Below are 17,964 nucleotides of genomic sequence, written 5' to 3'. Positions count from 1 at the left end.
CCGCACCGCCGAGCACGGCAGAACGAAGCCGTCTCACCACTCCACACGAATGAAGAAGGAACCAATGAGACGCGCAAAAATCGTGGCCACCCTCGGCCCGGCAACGTCGAGCTACGACAGCATCCGGGCGATCATCGATGCCGGCGTCGACGTCGCGCGGATGAACCTCAGCCACGGCAACTATGCGGTGCACGAAGAGGTCTACATGAACGTGCGCCGCGCGAGCGATGACTCCGGTCGCGCCGTCGCCGTGCTCGTCGACCTGCAGGGCCCCAAGATCCGCCTCGGCAAGTTCGCCAACGGGCCGCACGACCTCGCGGTCGGCGACATCTTCAAGATCACCACCGAGGACATCCTCGGCACCAAGGAAATCTGCGGAACCACCTACTCCGGGCTCGCCGGGGACGTGAAGCCGGGCGACCCGCTCCTCATCGACGACGGCAAAGTCAAACTCCGTGCCGTCTCGGTCGAGGGCAACACGGTCACGACCGAGGTTGTCGTCGCGGGAGCCGTCTCCAACAACAAGGGCATCAACCTGCCGGGCGTCGCCGTCAACGTTCCCGCGATGAGCGAGAAGGACGAAGCGGACCTGCGCTGGGCCCTCGCGCTCGGCGCCGACCTCATCGCGCTCTCCTTCGTGCGCAACGCCGAGGACATCGTGCGCGCCGAGGAGATCATGGCGGAGGTCGGTCGCAAGGTGCCGATCATCGCGAAGATCGAGAAGCCGCAGGCCGTCGACAACCTCGAGGCCATCATCGACGCGTTCGACGGCATCATGGTCGCCCGCGGCGACCTCGGCGTCGAACTGCCTCTCGAGGCGGTCCCGATCGTGCAGAAGAAGGCGATCGAGATGTCCCGCCGGATGGCGAAGCCCGTCATCGTGGCGACGCAGATGCTCGAATCGATGATCTCCAGCCCCATCCCGACCCGCGCGGAGACCTCCGACGTGGCCAACGCGGTGCTCGACGGTGCCGACGCGGTCATGCTCAGTGGCGAAACGAGCGTGGGGGAGTACCCCGTCATCACGGTGCAGACCATGGCGCGCATCGTCACCTCCACCGAGGAGCACGGCCTCGACCGCATCCCGGAGCTCGGCAGCAAGCCACGCACCCTCGGCGGTGCCCTCACCCTCGCCGCCGCCGAGGTCGCCGACTTCGTCGATGCCCGCTACCTGTGCGTGTTCACCGAGAGCGGCGACTCCGTGCGCCGCATGTCGAGGCTGCGCCACCACACCCCGATCTTCGCGTTCACCCCGAACCCGGGCATCCGCTCGCGCCTCGCCTGGGTCTGGGGCGTCGAGACCTTCCTGGTTCCCCGCGTCACCCACACCGACGAACTCATCGCACAGGTCGACGATGTTCTGCTGGGCCACAACCGCGCCGATGTCGGCGACCGGGTCGTCGTCATCGCCGGTTCGCCCCCCGGAATCTCGGGTTCGACCAACGACGTGCGGGTCCACCGCGTCGGCGACGTGCACAACGGCGCCGCACCCGCGTACCAGCGCTAGCGTCCGCCACACCGCCCGGGCCTCGCGTCCGGGCGGTGTGGCGTTTCCGCGAGGCGAGACGTGCCCTCGCCCGCCGCCCGCGCCCCGCGAATCGAGCGATTGTGCCGGTGGTGGGACTCGAACCCACACGCCCTCTCGAGCAAAGCATTTTGAGTGCTCCGCGTCTGCCATTCCGCCACACCGGCGCACAACAACCGCGTTCAGAATACCGTAGGGTTTAGGCATGACCGACCAGGATCCCGTCCAGCAAGCCCCCCGCCGCGTCGTTGTGGCAGAGGACGAATCCCTCATCCGCCTCGACATCGTCGAAACCCTCCGCGACAACGGATTCGAGGTCGTCGGCGAAGCCGGAGACGGCGAGACAGCGGTCGCCCTGGCAACGGAGTTGCGCCCCGACCTCGTCATCATGGACGTGAAGATGCCCCTCCTCGACGGCATCTCCGCCGCAGAGCGTCTGAGCAAGAACCACATCGCGCCCGTCGTGCTGCTCACCGCGTTCAGCCAGAAGGAACTGGTCGAGCGCGCGAGCGAGGCCGGAGCGCTCGCCTACGTCGTCAAGCCGTTCACCCCGAACGACCTGCTGCCCGCGATCGAGATCGCCCTCTCGCGGTACGCCCAGATCATCACCCTCGAGGCCGAGGTCGCTGACCTCGTCGAGCGCTTCGAGACCCGCAAGCTCGTGGACCGCGCCAAGGGCCTGCTGAACGAGAAGATGGGCTTCAGCGAGCCCGAGGCCTTCCGCTGGATCCAGAAGGCGTCGATGGACCGCCGTCTCACGATGCACGATGTCGCCCAGTCGATCATCGAGCAGCTCTCCGCCAAGAAGTAGCGTCGCGGCTGGGGTGCCATCCCTTTCCGGCATGCCAGTACGCCGATCGTGGCTGTTCGCGCCGAGTGTGCCCGTCGGAACAGGCACGCTCGGCGTGCACAGGCACACTCGGCGCCACGGCGTGGCCGACGCTACATCTCGCGCAGCATGTTCGTCATCCGCACCGTCGAGAGCCTGCGGCCCTCGTCGTCGGCGACGACGATCTCGTGGGTCGCCAGGGTGCGGCCGAGCACGAGCGCGGTGCAGGTGGCTGTCACCCACCCGCTCGTGATCGAGCGGCTGTGGGTGGCGTTGATCTCGATCCCGACCGCGTAGCGTCCGGGGCCAGCGTGGATGGCGGATGACACCGAGCCCAGCGTCTCGCCGAGCACTACGTGGGCGCCGCCGTGCAGCAGCCCGACCACCTGGGTGTTGCCTTCGACCGGCATCCGCGCCACGGACCTCGCCGCCGACAGCTCGACGAATTCGATCCCCATCTTCATGGCGAGGGCCCCGCCGCCGGAGTCGATCAGGCGGGCAACCAATTCCGGGTCGAGGTCCGTGGGGAAGGTCGTCATGGGCTGCTTTCGTCGGTCCCCGGCGTGTCGCCAGCCGCCGGTAGGCTTGCTGCGTGTCGGACAACGAAAAGCCTACTCTGCTCATCATCGACGGCCATTCGCTGGCGTTCCGTGCGTTTTACGCGCTCCCGGTCGATAGCTTCCAGAACCGGGAGGGGCAGCACACCAATGCGATCCACGGGTTCATCGCGATGCTGATCAACCTGCTGCAGAACGAGAAACCCACCCATCTCGGTGTCGCCTTCGACATCTCCCGCTTCTCCTTCCGCACCCGCGAGTACCCCGAGTACAAGGGCACCCGCGGCGAGACACCGCCCGAGTTCGTCGGTCAGGTTCCCCTGCTCGAGGAGGCGCTGAAAGCGATGGGTATCTCGACCATCACCAAAGAGGACTACGAGGCCGACGACATCCTCGCCACCCTCGCCACCCAGGGTGCGGCGCAGGGCTACAGGGTTCTGGTCGTTTCCGGGGACCGCGACGCGATCCAGATGGTGAACGACGACGTCACCCTGCTGTACCCCAACGCACGCGGAGTGTCCGAACTCAAGCGGTACGACCGCGACGCCGTATTCGAGCGCTACGGTATCGAACCGCACCAGTACCCCGACATCGCCGCGCTTGTCGGCGAGACGAGCGACAACCTCATCGGCATCGACAAGGTCGGCGAGAAGACGGCCGTGAAGTGGATCACCCAGTACGGCAGCCTCGGCGAAGTGCTCGCCCACGCAGACGAGATCAAGGGCGTCGTCGGCGAGAAGCTCCGGGAGCAGTCCGACCGGGCGATCCGCAATCGCAAGCTCAACCACCTGCTCTGCGACGTCGTGCTGCCGGTCGGACCGAACGACCTGCAACGCCGGCCCATTGACGAGCGTGCGGTGCGCGACGTCTTCGCGAAGCTGCAGTTCAAGACGCTGCTCGAGCGGGTGCTCAAGCTCGCCGGCTCGCCCGCCGACCCGAACGAGCTGCAGGCGGTCCCGGATGCCGCCGCGGCCGCGACCCCGCCGGTCCGCACGCTCGTCGATGAGGAGCTCGCCCACTGGATCGACACGGCCTCCGCCGAGCACACCAAGTCCCTCGCCCTGCGCATCGAGCGCGGCGCCTGGGGCATCACCGGGTTCGGGCTCGCCGCGCACCACGACTCCGCCTATGTGCCGTGGGCGCCCGACCGCCCCGACTACACAGCGCTCGAGGGCTGGCTCGCGGGCCCCGCCCCCAAGGTGCTGTTCGACGCGAAGGCCGACCTCAAGGCGCTGCGCGGTGTCGGGCTCGACCTCGCCGGCATCCGGTTCGACACGAGGATCGCCGCGTGGCTGCTCAAGCCGGGCGGCTCCACGAAGGACCTCGCCGGCCAGGTGTACGACTTCCTCGGCCTCACCCTGCCGCAGGCCGACCCGAACCAGCTCGTGCCGGAGACGAGCGCGGTGAGCGTCGCGACCGAGGCCTGGTACCTGCTCGAGGTCGCCGACTACCTCGAGGACGCCCTCGACGACACCACCAGGGGAGTACTCGACAGCATCGAGCTCCCGCTCGTGACGGTGCTCGCGAACATGGAGCTCACCGGAATCACGGTCAACGCCGAGGTGCTCGGGCGCCTGTCGAAGGAGCTCGCCGAGACGGCCGGCGACCTGCAGTCCCGCGCGTATGCGGAGATCGGCCGCGAGGTGAACCTCGGCTCGCCGAAGCAGCTGCAGCAGGTGCTGTTCGAGGAGCTGGGGATGCCGAAGACGCGCGCGAACAAGACGGGGTTCTCGACGGATGCCGCCTCGCTCGCCGACCTGCAGGAGCAGAGCCCGCATCCGTTCCTCGACCTGCTGCTCAAGCACCGCGACGCGACGAAGCTGCGCCAGATCATCGAGACCCTCGAGAAGGCGATCGAGCCCGACCACCGCGTGCACACCCGCTACGACCAGACCGGCACCAGCACCGGACGCGTCTCGTCGACCGACCCGAACCTGCAGAACATCCCGATCAAGACGGAAGTCGGCCGCGAGATCCGCTCGGCTTTCGAACACGGGGGCAACTTCAGCACGCTGCTCACCGCCGACTACTCGCAGATCGAGATGCGCATCATGGCGCACCTGTCCGGCGACACGGGCCTCATCGCCGCGTTCAATGAGGGCGAGGACCTGCACCGCTTCGTCGGTGCCCGCATCTTCGGGGTCGCGCCGTCGGAGGTCACCCCGGTCATGCGGGGCAAGGTCAAGGCGATGTCGTACGGGCTCGCCTACGGGCTGAGCGCGTTCGGGCTGTCGAAGCAGCTCCGCATCGATACGGCCGAGGCGAAGCAGCTCATGGCCGACTACTTCGCCCGGTTCGGCGCCGTGCGCGACTACCTGCGCAACGTCGTCGTGCAGGCCCGCGTCGACGGGTACACCGAGACGATCTTCGGCCGGCGCCGGCCGTTCGGCGACCTCAACTCCGCGAACCGGGTGCTGCGCGAGAACGCCGAGCGCGCCGCGCTGAACGCGCCGATCCAGGGTTCGGCCGCCGACATCATGAAGATCGCGATGCTCGGCATCTCCGACGACCTCCAGGGGCGCGGCCTCGGCTCCCGGATGCTGCTCCAGGTGCACGATGAACTCGTGTTCGAGGTCGCCGACGGCGAGCTCGACGAGCTGAGCGGCATCGTGCGGCAGCGCATGGGGCACGCCGCCGACCTCTCGGTGCCGCTCGACGTGCAGATCGGCACCGGAGCGAACTGGGACGCCGCGGCGCATTGACCGCCGCTAGGGTTGTCACATGACGATCGAGGGGCAGCACATGGCGGAACGCACCGTTGTGATCGCGTCGGCGATCGGGCTGCACGCGCGGCCCGCCTCGCTGTTCTGCCAGGCCGCCGCAGCGACCGGCATTCCGATCACCCTCATGAGCCAGGAGGGACGCAGGGTCAACGCCGCGAGCATCCTCGGCGTGCTCTCGCTCGGCATCGACCACGGCGAGGCCGTGCACCTGAGCGCGGAGGGCGACGGCGCGGATGCCGCGCTCGACAGCCTCGTCGAGCTGCTGAGCTCCGACCTCGACGCGCAATAGCGGTTACTTTCTCACACCCTGTCATAGGCTCGGGTGATGACCAACGACGCCATCACCACTCCGGGCACGCCCACTCCGCGCACTCCCACCGCGATCGACCGGATCGCCGAGGAGTGGGTGCTCACCCTCGCCGACCTCGACCCCACGGTCGCGACCTGGATCGGCATCCCCGGACGCCTGGACGAGTACGGCGACCTGTCGCCGGCCGGCCACGCCATGTACATCGACGAGGTCACGAAGGTCATCGCGCTGCTCGATGAGACGGATGCCGCCGATGACGTCGACTGGGTCACGAAGACCGACCTGGGCGCCGACCTCCGGCTCACACTCGAGGAGAGCGAGGCCGGGCTGTGGATGCGCGACCTCAACGTCATCGCCTCTCCCGCGCAGGGGCTGCGCGACGTGCTCGACCTCATGCCGACGGCGAACGCCGCGGACTGGGCGAACATCGCCGGCCGGCTGCACAACCTCCCCGCCGCGATCGACGGCTACATCCAGTCGCTCCGCGCCGGGATCGACCGGCAGGTCACCCCCGCGAAGCGCCAGGTGCGCGAGGTGCTCGCCCAGGCCCGCAAGCACGAGGCCCCAGACGGCTTCTTCTCCGAGTTCACCGCCGGAGCGGAGCTCGACGGCGGGGGAGCGCTGCCCGAGACGGTCACCGCCGACCTCGCGAGCGGCGCGATCGCGTCCGCCGCCGCCTACGGGGTGCTCGCCGCGTTCCTCGAGAACGAGCTTCTGCCGGCCGCGACCGAGAGCGACGCCGTGGGCCGCGAGCTCTACGCGCTGCAGTCCCGCCGCTTCCTCGGCGCCACCATCGACCTCGACGAGACCTACGAGTGGGGTATCCAGGAGCTCGCGCGGATGACCGCGGAGCAGGAGTCCATCGCGAACGAGATCCAGCCCGGGGCCTCCGTCGCCGAGGCCATCGCCCTGCTCGACGCCGACCCCGCTCGCACCCTGCACGGCACCAAGGCCCTGCAGGAGTGGATGCAGAAGCTCAGCGACACCGCCGTGGCCGAGCTCGCCGAGTCGCACTTCGACATCCCCGACCCGATCAAGCGCCTCGAGTGCCTCATCGCCCCGACCAAGGAGGGCGGCATCTACTACACGAGCCCGAGCGACGACTTCAGCCGCCCCGGCCGCATGTGGTGGTCGGTGCCGGAGGGCGTGACCGAGTTCAACACCTGGCGCGAGACGACCACCGTGTACCACGAGGGTGTCCCCGGGCACCACCTCCAGCTCGGCCAGGCCGTCTACAACCGCGCGAAGCTCAACACCTGGCGCCGCCAGCTCGCCGGCACCTCCGGCCACGCCGAGGGGTGGGCGCTGTACGCCGAGCGGCTCATGCAGCAGCTCGGCTACCTCGACGACCCGGGCGACCGGCTCGGCATGCTCGATGGACAGCGGATGCGCGCGGCGCGCGTCGTGCTCGACATCGGCGTGCACCTCGGCAAGCCGCGCCTCGACGGCACCGGCGTGTGGGACTACGACTACGCCTTCGAGTTCATGAAGGCCAACGTCAACATGAACGAGCCGTTCGTGCGCTTCGAGGTCAACCGCTACTTCGGCTGGCCTGGACAGGCGCCCTCCTACAAGGTCGGCCAGCGCATCTGGGAGCAGCTGCGCGACGACTTCCAGGCGCGCGAGGGCGACGACTTCGACATCCGCGCCTTCCACCGCCGTGCGCTCGACATTGGCGGGGTCGGGCTCGACACACTGAGGGCGGCGCTGCTCGGCTGACCGCCCGGCGCCCGCAACGCCCCTGCCCGCGCCTCCGCCCGCACCTCCGTCCGACTCGCCGGGCGGGGCGGTTGCCGCTTGGCGATTTGCCCGGCTAAGGTAGACAGGCCGCGTTTTGCGGCGAGCCCATCCGCACGCCTCCGGCGACTTCACCGTGCAGCATCCGCCGAGGCCCGAATTACGTCCATCCTGGAGCATCTACTTATATGACAATCGCAACGACCGATAGGGCACCCAAGCAGGTCGCCATCAACGACATTGGATCTGCTGAAGACTTTCTTGCCGCGGTCGAAAAGACACTGAAGTTTTTCAACGACGGAGACCTCATCGAGGGCATCGTCGTCAAGATCGATCGTGACGAGGTTCTCCTCGACGTCGGTTACAAGACCGAGGGTGTCATCCCCTCGCGCGAGCTGTCGATCAAGCACGACGTCAACCCCGACGAGGTTGTTTCCGTCGGCGACACGGTCGAAGCCCTCGTTCTCCAGAAGGAGGACAAGGAAGGCCGCCTCATCCTGTCGAAGAAGCGCGCGCAGTACGAACGTGCGTGGGGCGACGTGGAGAAGATCAAGGACGCCGACGGCGTGGTGACCGGTTCGGTCATCGAGGTCGTCAAGGGTGGCCTCATCGTCGACATCGGCCTGCGTGGGTTCCTGCCCGCGTCGCTCATCGAGCTGCGCCGTGTCCGCGACCTGACCCCGTACCTCGGCCAGGAGATCGAAGCGAAGATCCTCGAGCTCGACAAGAACCGCAACAACGTGGTCCTGTCCCGCCGTGCCCTGCTCGAGCAGACCCAGTCCGAGAGCCGCACGACGTTCCTCAACAACCTCGCCAAGGGCCAGGTTCGCAAGGGTGTGGTCTCGTCGATCGTCAACTTCGGTGCGTTCGTCGACCTCGGCGGCGTTGACGGTCTCGTCCACGTCTCCGAGCTCAGCTGGAAGCACATCGAGCACGCCTCAGAGGTTGTCGAGGTTGGCCAGGAGGTCACCGTCGAGATCCTCGAGGTCGACCTCGAGCGCGAGCGCGTCTCCCTGTCGCTCAAGGCGACGCAGGAAGACCCGTGGCAGGTCTTCGCCCGCACCCATGCAATCGGACAGGTTGCACCGGGCAAGGTCACGAAGCTCGTCCCCTTCGGCGCGTTCGTTCGCGTTGCAGAGGGCATCGAGGGCCTCGTGCACATCTCCGAGCTGTCGGGCAAGCACGTCGAGCTCGCCGAGCAGGTCGTCTCGGTCGGCGACGAGGTGTTCGTCAAGGTCATCGACATCGACCTCGAGCGTCGCCGCATCTCCCTCTCGCTGAAGCAGGCGAACGAGGGCGTCGACCCCGAGGGCACCGAGTTCGACCCGGCGCTCTACGGAATGCTCACCGAGTACGACGACGCCGGGAACTACAAGTACCCCGACGGCTTCGACCCGGAGACCAACGAGTGGAAAGAGGGCTTCGAGACCCAGCGCGAGAAGTGGGAGCAGGACTACGCTGCAGCCCAGGCTCGCTGGGAAGCCCACAAGAAGCAGGTCTCCACGGCCGCCAACGAGGTTCGCGAGGCGCCCGCCGCCGCGGGCTCCTCGTTCTCGAGCGATGCTGACTCGGCCGGAACCCTCGCCGATGACGCCGCGCTTGCGGCCCTTCGCGAGAAGCTGTCCAACAACTCCTAACCGAGTGAGGTGAAGCGGCCGGGTCCCTCTGGGGCCCGGCCGCTTTGTCGTTGCGCTGCGTGCGGGCCTTGCAGACGGCTCGGCTGACTGGCTTCGGCGGTGAGAGTACACCTTTCGGCTGCCGCCGTCGCGCATCAGCAGCCGAAACGCGTACTCTCAGGCGCTTCGAGCGGTGCATCGTCAGGCGGACGGATGCCGGGGCGGCCGCAGCGTCGCCGTCTCGCGTGCGCGCCGCCGCCGATAGCCGCGAATCGCGAGAACAACGCCGATCGCGAGCGCCGGGATCACGACGATCAGGAGCAGGGGGAGCGCGATCGCGAGAAACGCCATTGCGACGCTCACTCCGTCTTCGGCGACACTCACGACGGGAGCGGCGACACCGGCCGTCGCGAGGTTCAGCACCGGGCGGGCAGCCGTCTTCACCAGGTGCACACCGAGCGCGAGGAGCACCCCGGACAGGATCGGCACCCACTGGTTGGAGGAGAAGAACTCAGCCGGGTCGGTGACGGCCCGAGTCTGTGCGGTCGAGCCCGATCCGAAGGCGAGGCCGCCGGCCGCGGGGCGCACAACGGTCTGCAGCCAGTCGTTGATCGTGTCGACCGCGGGGATCTTGTCCGCGAAGAACTCGACGACGAGCAGCACCCCGAGGATCACGAGCACCCACTCGTTCTCGAGCCAGGCCCACGCCGGCGGAAGCGCGACGATGTCGAGAAAGCGGGCAGCGAGCCCGAGGGCGAGCAGGGGGATGTAGGCGTTGAGCCCTGCGGCCATGGCCAGGCCCGTGCCGGTCAGCAGTTCGATCATGGACGCCTCCGAATCTCCTTCTTCGATGCTACGGCGGCCGGGCGCGCCGGGAGCCGTCCCGCCCATTCACGCGCGTGTTGTTCACTCCCGCGGAATCGCACCCGCGCGAGCGAACAGCACGCGCATGAGCGAACGGCCCGTGTGCCGAGCCGAGCCGCAGCGCCCCGCAGCTAGCATGAGCGGATGTACCTGATCGGACTGACCGGTGGCATCGCGTCCGGCAAATCGCTCGTGAGCGCTCGCCTCGCCGAGCACGGGGCCATCGTGATCGACGCCGACCTGCTCGCGCGCGAGGTCGTCGAGCCCGGCACGCCCGCGCTCGAGGCGATCGCGAAGCAGTTCGGCGCATCCGTCATCGACAGCGAGGGCCGGCTCGACCGCGCCGCGCTCGGCGCAATCGTCTTCGCCGACCCTGCCCGGCTCGAGATCCTCAACGGCATCACGCACCCCGCTGTGAGGGCGCTCACACGCGAGCGGATCGCCGCCGCGGAAGCGAACGACCCGAACGCGATCGTCGTCTACGACGTGCCGCTGATGGCCGAGGCGAGCGTCGCGCACGGATACGACCTCGTCGTCGTCGTCGAGGCAGGAGTCGCCGAGCGCATCCGCCGCATGGTCGAGATCCGCGGCCTGTCGCGGGACGACGCCGAGCGGCGCCTCCTGTCGCAGGCGAGCGACGACGAGCGCCGGGCCATCGCCGATCTCGTCATCGACAACTCGGCAAGCATCGACCTGACGCTCGCGCAGGTCGACGCCCTCTGGGAAACGGTCACCGGTTCCGCTGCTGGCAAACACTGACCGAAGTGTCAGTGGCGCTGCCTAAACTCGCAGCATGGAACCAACGCGCTCAGTGCGCCCGTTTGAGGTCATCAGCGACTACACGCCGAGCGGCGACCAGCCGGCGGCAATCGCCGAACTCACGGCCCGCATCAACGCGGGGGAGACGGATGTCGTGCTGCTCGGCGCCACCGGAACCGGCAAGTCCGCGACCACAGCATGGCTCATCGAGCAGGTGCAGCGGCCGACCCTCGTGCTCGCCCACAATAAGACCCTCGCGGCGCAGCTCGCCAACGAGTTCCGCGAGCTCATGCCGAACAACGCCGTCGAGTACTTCGTCTCCTACTACGACTACTACCAGCCGGAAGCGTACGTTCCTCAGACCGACACCTTCATCGAGAAAGACAGCTCGGTCAACGCCGAGGTGGAGCGGCTGCGGCACTCCACGACGAACTCGCTGCTCAGCCGACGCGACGTCATCGTGGTATCGACCGTCTCCTGCATCTACGGCCTCGGCAGCTCCGAGGAGTACCTCGAGGCGATGATGGCGCTGCAGGTCGGGATGCGCATCAACCGGGACGTGCTGATCCGCAAGTTCGTGTCGATGCAGTACCAGCGCAACGACGTCGACTTCTCCCGCGGCAACTTCCGGGTGCGCGGCGACACGATCGAGATCATCCCGATGTACGAGGAGCTCGCGATCCGCATCGAGATGTTCGGCGACGAGATCGAGGCCCTCTACTCCCTGCACCCGCTCACCGGCGACGTCGTCAAGAAGCTCGACGCCGTGTCGGTGTTCCCCGGGTCGCACTACGTCGCCGGCGACGAGGCGATGCGCGCCGCAACGATCACGATCAAGGAGGAGCTCGCCGAGCGGCTCGGCCAGCTCGAGCGCGAGGGCAAGCTGCTCGAGGCGCAGCGGCTGCGCATGCGCACGACCTTCGACCTCGAGATGATGGAGCAGATCGGCTTCTGCAGCGGCATCGAGAACTACTCCAGGCACATCGACCAGCGGGCACCCGGCGAGGCCCCGCACTGCCTGATCGACTACTTCCCCGACGACCTCCTCGTCGTCATCGACGAGTCGCACGTCACGATCCCGCAGATCGGGGCGATGTACGAGGGGGATGCCTCGCGCAAGCGCACCCTCGTGGAGCACGGATTCCGTCTTCCGAGCGCCATGGACAACCGCCCGCTCAAGTTCAACGAGTTCCTCGACCGGGTCGGGCAGAAGGTGTATCTGTCGGCGACCCCGGGCAAGTACGAGATGGGCATCACCGACTCCGTCGTCGAGCAGATCATCCGGCCGACAGGACTCATCGACCCCGAAATCGTCGTCAAGCCGACGAAGGGCCAGATCGACGACCTGCTCGAGGAGATCCGCATTCGGGCGGCGAAGGACGAGCGGGTGCTCGTCACGACCCTCACCAAGAAGATGGCGGAGGAGCTCACCGACTTCCTCGGTGAGGCCGGGGTGCGCGTGCGGTACCTGCACTCCGACGTCGACACCCTCCGCCGGGTCGAGCTGCTCACCGAGCTGCGCGCCGGGGTCTACGACGTTCTCGTGGGCATCAACCTGCTCCGGGAAGGTCTCGACCTTCCCGAGGTGTCGCTCGTCGCGATTCTGGATGCCGACAAGGAGGGCTTCCTGCGGTCCGCGACGTCCCTCATCCAGACCATCGGCCGCGCGGCGCGCAACGTCTCCGGTGCCGTGCACATGTACGCCGACGTGCTCACCGACTCGATGAAGAAGGCGATCGACGAGACCACGAGGCGGCGCGAGAAGCAGGTCGCCTACAACCTCGAACGCGGCGTCGACCCGCAGCCACTGCGCAAGCGCATCGCCGACATCACCGAGATCCTGCAGCGGGAGCAGGCCGACACGCAGGCGCTGCTCGCCGGCCGCGACGGCCGCAAACGTTCCCCCACGCCGGGGCTGCGCCGGGAGGGCCTTGCGGCGGCCGGTGCGGGCGACCTCGAGAGCATCATCCGCGATCTCAACGAGCAGATGCTGCAGGCGGCCGGGGAGCTGAAGTTCGAGCTCGCGGCGCGTCTGCGCGACGAGGTCTCCGACCTGAAGAAGGAGCTGCGCCAGATGGAGGCGGCCGGGCACCTCGCATGAGCGGCCCCGCGGTGGATGGGCGCCCGGGGAGGGCGCTCACGGCCCGCTGTCAGGCCGATGTCGGGCGCATCCGTAGGATATAGAGGGTGTCTATTTCGAACGTAGAATCCGGTTCCGTCCTCAGTGTCCGCGGGGCTAGGGTCCACAATCTCCGCAACGTCGACCTGGAGATTCCGCGCGACTCCCTCGTCGTCTTCACCGGCCTCTCCGGCTCCGGAAAGTCATCCCTCGCGTTCGACACGATCTTCGCCGAGGGGCAGCGCCGCTACGTCGAGTCGCTGTCCGCCTACGCCCGCCAGTTCCTCGGACAAGTCGACCGCCCCGACGTCGACTTCATCGAGGGGCTGAGCCCCGCCGTCTCGATCGACCAGAAGTCCACCAACCGCAACCCGCGGTCGACGGTCGGCACGATCACTGAGATCTACGACTACATGCGCCTGCTCTGGGCGCGGATCGGTATCCCGCACTGTGCGATCTGCGGCGAGAAGATCGAGAAGCAGACGGTGCAGCAGATCGCCGACCAGCTGATGACGCTGCCGACCGGCACCCGCTACCAGGTCGTCAGCCCGGTCATCTCGAAGAAGAAGGGCGAATTCGTCGACCTGTTCCGCGAGCTCGCCGCCACCGGATACTCGCGCGCGATCGTCGACGGCGAGCAGATCCAGCTGAGCGAGCCGCCCACGCTCAAGAAGCAGATCAAGCACGACATCGCGGTCGTCGTCGACCGGCTCGTCGCGGCCGACGACATCCTGAGCCGCCTCACCGACTCGCTCGAGACCGCACTGCGCCTCACCGACGGCCTGGTCTCAATCAACTTCATCGATGAGAAGGGCGACAAGGCCTGGCGCAACTTCTCAGAGAAGCTCTCCTGCCCGAACGGGCATCCGGTTCAGCTCACCGAGATCGAGCCGCGCACCTTCTCGTTCAACGCGCCGTTCGGAGCCTGCCCCGAGTGCTCCGGCCTCGGAACCCGCATGTCGGTCGACTCCGAGCTGCTCCTCGGCGACCCCGCCCTGAGCCTCGCCGAGGGTGTCATCCTGCCCTGGACCCAATCGGGCAAGGGCCTGTTCACCTACTTTCAACGGCTGCTGCAGGGGCTCGCCCACGACCTCGACTTCTCGCTAACGACCCCCTGGCGCGACCTCGACGACGAGGTGCAGGAGGCGATCCTCAAGGGGAACAACTTCGAGGTGACCGTCAAGTGGAAGAACCGCTACGGCCGCGAGATGAAGTACTCCACCGGCTTCGAGGGGGTCATGCCGTACATCGAGCGCAAGTTCCTCGAGGCGGAGACGGATGCGGCGAGGCAGCGTTACTCGAGCTACCTGCGCGAGATCCCGTGCCCGGTCTGCGACGGCAAGCGACTGCGGCCCGAAGTTCTCGCCGTGACGGTGCACGACCACAACATCTCCGATGTCGCCGAGCTCAGCCTCGTCGACGCGTTCGAGTTCATGCAGCTCCTCGAGCTCTCCGAGCGTGAGGCGAAGATTGCTGCCGCCGTGCTGCGCGAGATCCGTGCGCGGCTCTCGTTCCTCATCGAGGTGGGCCTCAACTACCTGAACCTCGCGCGGTCCGCGGGATCGCTCAGCGGGGGCGAGGCCCAGCGCATCCGGCTCGCGACCCAGATCGGGTCCGGCCTGACCGGGGTGCTGTACGTGCTCGACGAGCCGAGCATCGGCCTGCACCAGCGGGACAACCGACGCCTCATCGAGACGCTCGTGAAGCTCAAGAACCTCGGCAACACTCTCATCGTCGTGGAGCACGACGAGGACACCATTCGCACCGCCGACTGGATCGTCGACATCGGCCCGGGCGCGGGCGAGCACGGGGGAGAGGTGGTGCACTCCGGCTCCTACGAGGCCCTGCTCGAGAACAGGCGATCGATGACAGGCGACTACCTCTCGGGCCGCCGCTCGATCGAAGCCCCGGCGAAGCGGCGCCCCGTCGACCCGAAGCGCAAGCTCGTCGTCGAGGGCGCACGGGCGAACAACCTGCGCAACGTGACCGTCGAGTTCCCGCTCGGATTGTTCGTGGCCGTCACCGGGGTGAGCGGCTCGGGCAAGTCCTCGCTCATCAACGACATCCTCTACAAGGTGCTCGCGAACGAGCTCAACGGCGCACGGCAGATCCCCGGCAAGCACACCAGGGTCACCGGCCTCGACAACCTCGACAAGGTCGTGCACGTCGACCAGGCGCCGATCGGCCGCACCCCGCGCTCCAACCCGGCCACCTACACCGGCGTGTTCGACAAGATCCGCAACCTGTTCTCCGAGACCCAGGAGGCCAAGGCGCGCGGCTACCTGCCCGGCCGATTCAGCTTCAACGTCAAGGGCGGGCGCTGCGAGAACTGCTCAGGCGACGGCACGATCAAGATCGAGATGAACTTCCTGCCCGACGTGTACGTCGTCTGCGAGGTCTGCGACGGCGCCCGGTACAACCGCGACACGCTCACGGTGCACTACAAGGGCAAGAGCATCGCCGAGGTGCTCGACATGCCCATCAGCGAGGCCGCCGAGTTCTTCGAGGCCATCGGCTCGATCAGCCGGTTCCTCACGACCCTCGTCGACGTCGGCCTCGGCTACGTGCGGCTCGGCCAGAGCGCCACGACCCTGTCGGGCGGCGAGGCGCAACGGGTCAAGCTCGCGACCGAGCTGCAGAAGCGCTCCAACGGGCGCAGCGTCTACGTGCTCGACGAACCCACCACTGGGCTGCACTTCGAAGACGTGCGCAAACTGCTGATCGTGCTCGGCGGGCTCGTGGAGAAGGGCAACACCGTCATCGTGATCGAGCACAACCTCGACGTGATCAAGTCGGCGGACTGGCTCATCGACCTCGGACCGGAGGGCGGCTCCGGCGGTGGTGTGGTCATCGGCACCGGCACCCCCGAGCAACTCGCGAAGAACGCCAAGAGCCACACCGGCGTGTTCCTCGGCGAGGTGCTCGCGGCGGATGCTGCGCGCTCGGCGCTCGCGAAGACAGCGGCGAAGGCCGCGAAGGGCGCTCTCTCGACGCGGGCCCAGCGTGCCAAGGTCGCCGCGGCAGTCGCCGCCGGCTAGCCGATGGCCGACACCGTCCCCTACCGGCCGAAACCCGGTGACATCCCCACCCGGCCGGGCGTCTACCGGTTCAGCGACGCCTCCGGCCGTGTGCTCTACGTGGGCAAGGCGAACAGCCTCCGGGCGAGGCTGAGCAACTACTTCGCGCCGCTGCGCACCCTGCATGAGCGCACCAGGCGGATGGTGCTCGCCGCCGACGCCGTCGAGTGGACCGTCGTCGGCTCCGAGTTCGAGGCCCTGCAGCTCGAGTACACCTGGATCAAGGAGTTCGACCCGCCCTTCAACGTGAAGTTCCGGGACGACAAGACCTACCCGTACCTCGCGATCACGCTCGGCGACCCCGTGCCGCGGGTGTTCATCACCCGCAACCGCAAGATCCCCGGGGCGCGCTATTTCGGCCCGTACACGAAGGTCTGGGCGATCCGCGAGACGGTCGACCAGATGCTCAAGGCGTTCCCGATGCGCAGCTGCACCGAGTCGACCTACAAGAGGGCCGAGCAGACCGGCCGGCCGTGCCTTCTCGGCGACATCGGCAAGTGCGTCGCGCCGTGCGTCGGGCGGGTCACGAACGAGGAGCACAAGTCTGTCGCCCTCGACTTCGCCTCCTTCATGGGCGGCAACGACTCCCGCTACCTCGCCGAGCTCACCACACGGATGAAGCGCGCGGCGGCGGAGCAGGACTACGAGTCGGCGGCCCGCATCCGCGACCAACTGGGCGCCCTCGAGGCGGCCCTGTCGAAGAGCACGATCGTGCTTCACGACGACATCGACGTCGACATCTTCGGCATCGCGCACGACGAGCTCGCCGCAGCGGTGCAGCAGTTCATGGTGCGCGGCGGGCGGATCCGCGGGGTGCGCGGCTGGGTCGTCGACAAGGAGCTCGACCTCGACCTCGGCGCCCTCGTCGACACGGTGCTGCAGAAAGCCTACGAGGACGCGGTGCCGCCGCGCGAGATCCTCATCCCCGAGCTCCCCGACGACTCGGCCGCGCTCGAGCTGCTGCTCACCGGCATCCGCGCACACCGCGGCGACACCGGGCGTGTGACCCTGCGGAGCGCGCAGCGTGGCGACAAGGCGGCCCTCGCTCTCACCGTCGCCACGAACGCCCACAACGCGCTCGTGCTCTACAAGTCCAAGCGCAGTGGCGACTTCGTCGCGAGGTCGCAGGCCCTCGCCGACATCCAGGAGGCGCTCGGCATGCCGGACGCCCCCCTGCGGATGGAGTGCTTCGACGTGTCCCACTTGAGCGGCACCAACATCGTCGCCTCGATGGTCGTCTTCGAGGACGGGCTGCCCAAGAAGGACCAGTACCGCCGGTTCAGCATCCCCGAGTCCACCGACGACACCCAGTCGATCTACCAGACCCTGTCCCGCCGGCTCGCGAACGTCGACCAGGAGACCACCCGTGCGGGTGACGACGACCAGGCGGTCAAGAAGTTCGCCTACCGTCCGAACCTGCTCATCGTCGACGGCGGCCAGCCGCAGGTCGCGGCCGCAGCGAAGGCGATGGCCGACGCCGGGGTGACCGGGATCCAGCTTTGCGGCATCGCCAAACGGCTCGAGGAGATCTGGCTGCCCGACTCCGACTACCCCGTGATCCTGCCGCGCAACAGCGACGCCCTATTCCTGTTCCAGCGGATCCGAGACGAGGCGCACCGCTTCGCGATCAGCTACCAGCGCCAGCGCCGGAGCAAGGACATCTCCACGGTGCTCGATGGCATCCCGGGGCTCGGGCCGTCCCGCATCCGTGAGCTTCTGCGACACTTCGGCTCGGTCAAACAGCTCAGGGCGGCGGATGCTGAGGCGATCACCGAGGTCAAGGGAATCGGCCCCGCCCTCGCCGAGGTCATCCACCGCACGCTCCGCGCCTGAGGCCCCCGCGCGCAC

12 protein-coding genes and 1 tRNA gene are annotated in these 17,964 nt (G+C 67.8%); 10 read left to right on the top strand and 3 right to left on the bottom strand.

Annotated features, from left to right (window positions below):
* Positions 1-64: 64 nt before the first annotated feature.
* Entirely contained in the window at positions 65-1,507 is a 1,443-nt protein-coding gene (gene pyk / locus ABIB15_RS03585; RefSeq protein WP_354475320.1) for a pyruvate kinase, read from the top strand.
* A gap of 102 nt (positions 1,508-1,609) precedes the next feature.
* Here pyk and ABIB15_RS03580 read toward each other — a convergent pair.
* A tRNA-Leu gene (locus ABIB15_RS03580) sits at positions 1,610-1,692 on the bottom strand.
* A gap of 38 nt (positions 1,693-1,730) precedes the next feature.
* Between ABIB15_RS03580 and ABIB15_RS03575 the strand changes: the two genes are divergently transcribed.
* Entirely contained in the window at positions 1,731-2,336 is a 606-nt protein-coding gene (locus tag ABIB15_RS03575; RefSeq protein WP_354475318.1) for an ANTAR domain-containing response regulator, read from the top strand.
* Between the two features lie 131 nt (positions 2,337-2,467).
* Here the strand turns inward: ABIB15_RS03575 and ABIB15_RS03570 are convergent, their stop codons facing one another.
* Complete coding sequence (locus ABIB15_RS03570; RefSeq protein WP_354475317.1) at positions 2,468-2,893, bottom strand: hotdog fold thioesterase; 426 nt, start codon at positions 2,891-2,893, stop codon at positions 2,468-2,470.
* A 53-nt stretch (positions 2,894-2,946) separates the two neighbouring features.
* Here ABIB15_RS03570 and polA point away from each other — a divergent pair, with 53 nt between their 5' ends.
* The 4 genes from polA (at position 2,947) to rpsA (ending at position 9,318) form a co-directional block, all read left to right on the top strand.
* Positions 2,947-5,613 carry a DNA polymerase I gene (polA, locus tag ABIB15_RS03565; RefSeq protein WP_354475315.1) on the top strand — a complete coding sequence of 889 codons (2,667 nt, stop codon included), beginning with the start codon at positions 2,947-2,949 and terminating at the stop codon, positions 5,611-5,613.
* 40 nt (positions 5,614-5,653) lie between these two features.
* Positions 5,654-5,923, top strand: coding sequence for an HPr family phosphocarrier protein (locus tag ABIB15_RS03560; RefSeq protein ID WP_354475547.1), 270 nt, complete (start codon positions 5,654-5,656; stop codon positions 5,921-5,923).
* Positions 5,924-5,959: 36 nt separating this feature from the next.
* Positions 5,960-7,663 carry a DUF885 domain-containing protein gene (locus ABIB15_RS03555; RefSeq protein ID WP_354475314.1) on the top strand — a complete coding sequence of 568 codons (1,704 nt, stop codon included), beginning with the start codon at positions 5,960-5,962 and terminating at the stop codon, positions 7,661-7,663.
* A gap of 206 nt (positions 7,664-7,869) precedes the next feature.
* Positions 7,870-9,318: a 30S ribosomal protein S1 gene (gene rpsA, locus ABIB15_RS03550; RefSeq protein ID WP_354475313.1), complete on the top strand. Its 1,449-nt coding sequence runs from the start codon at positions 7,870-7,872 to the stop codon at positions 9,316-9,318.
* A 180-nt stretch (positions 9,319-9,498) separates the two neighbouring features.
* Here rpsA and ABIB15_RS03545 read toward each other — a convergent pair whose 3' ends face one another.
* Positions 9,499-10,122 carry a DUF4126 domain-containing protein gene (locus tag ABIB15_RS03545; protein WP_354475312.1) on the bottom strand — a complete coding sequence of 208 codons (624 nt, stop codon included), beginning with the start codon at positions 10,120-10,122 and terminating at the stop codon, positions 9,499-9,501.
* A gap of 183 nt (positions 10,123-10,305) precedes the next feature.
* On the opposite strand from ABIB15_RS03545, the gene coaE reads away from it, so the two are divergent.
* The 4 genes from coaE to uvrC all read left to right on the top strand — a co-directional run bounded on the left by coaE (position 10,306) and on the right by uvrC (position 17,949).
* Positions 10,306-10,920, top strand: a complete 615-nt coding sequence (gene coaE, locus ABIB15_RS03540) for a dephospho-CoA kinase (protein WP_354475310.1) — start codon at positions 10,306-10,308, stop codon at positions 10,918-10,920.
* Positions 10,921-10,954: 34 nt separating this feature from the next.
* On the top strand, positions 10,955-13,021 hold the full coding sequence (uvrB, locus tag ABIB15_RS03535; protein WP_354475308.1) for an excinuclease ABC subunit UvrB: 2,067 nt from the start codon (positions 10,955-10,957) through the stop codon (positions 13,019-13,021).
* 86 nt (positions 13,022-13,107) lie between these two features.
* Positions 13,108-16,077, top strand: a complete 2,970-nt coding sequence (uvrA, locus tag ABIB15_RS03530) for an excinuclease ABC subunit UvrA (protein WP_354475307.1) — start codon at positions 13,108-13,110, stop codon at positions 16,075-16,077.
* A gap of 3 nt (positions 16,078-16,080) precedes the next feature.
* Positions 16,081-17,949, top strand: a complete 1,869-nt coding sequence (uvrC, locus tag ABIB15_RS03525) for an excinuclease ABC subunit UvrC (protein ID WP_354475305.1) — start codon at positions 16,081-16,083, stop codon at positions 17,947-17,949.
* The last annotated feature ends 15 nt before the right edge of the window (positions 17,950-17,964 follow it).

Origin of the sequence: Marisediminicola sp. UYEF4, from assembly GCF_040546025.1 — a bacterium.
Lineage (GTDB): Bacteria > Actinomycetota > Actinomycetes > Actinomycetales > Microbacteriaceae > Marisediminicola.
The sequence above is the reverse complement of the archived record's forward strand: the minus strand, read 5'-3'. Positions and strand labels throughout refer to the sequence as shown.

Coding starts and splice junctions, on each gene's coding strand:
- ABIB15_RS03555 (WP_354475314.1), top strand. CDS start 5,960: ATGACCAACGACGCCATCACCACTCCGGGCACGCCCACTCCGCGCACT.
- uvrC (WP_354475305.1), top strand. CDS start 16,081: ATGGCCGACACCGTCCCCTACCGGCCGAAACCCGGTGACATCCCCACC.
- uvrB (WP_354475308.1), top strand. CDS start 10,955: ATGGAACCAACGCGCTCAGTGCGCCCGTTTGAGGTCATCAGCGACTAC.
- ABIB15_RS03570 (WP_354475317.1), bottom strand. CDS start 2,893: ATGACGACCTTCCCCACGGACCTCGACCCGGAATTGGTTGCCCGCCTG.
- rpsA (WP_354475313.1), top strand. CDS start 7,870: ATGACAATCGCAACGACCGATAGGGCACCCAAGCAGGTCGCCATCAAC.
- pyk (WP_354475320.1), top strand. CDS start 65: ATGAGACGCGCAAAAATCGTGGCCACCCTCGGCCCGGCAACGTCGAGC.
- coaE (WP_354475310.1), top strand. CDS start 10,306: ATGTACCTGATCGGACTGACCGGTGGCATCGCGTCCGGCAAATCGCTC.
- ABIB15_RS03545 (WP_354475312.1), bottom strand. CDS start 10,122: ATGATCGAACTGCTGACCGGCACGGGCCTGGCCATGGCCGCAGGGCTC.
- ABIB15_RS03575 (WP_354475318.1), top strand. CDS start 1,731: ATGACCGACCAGGATCCCGTCCAGCAAGCCCCCCGCCGCGTCGTTGTG.
- ABIB15_RS03560 (WP_354475547.1), top strand. CDS start 5,654: ATGGCGGAACGCACCGTTGTGATCGCGTCGGCGATCGGGCTGCACGCG.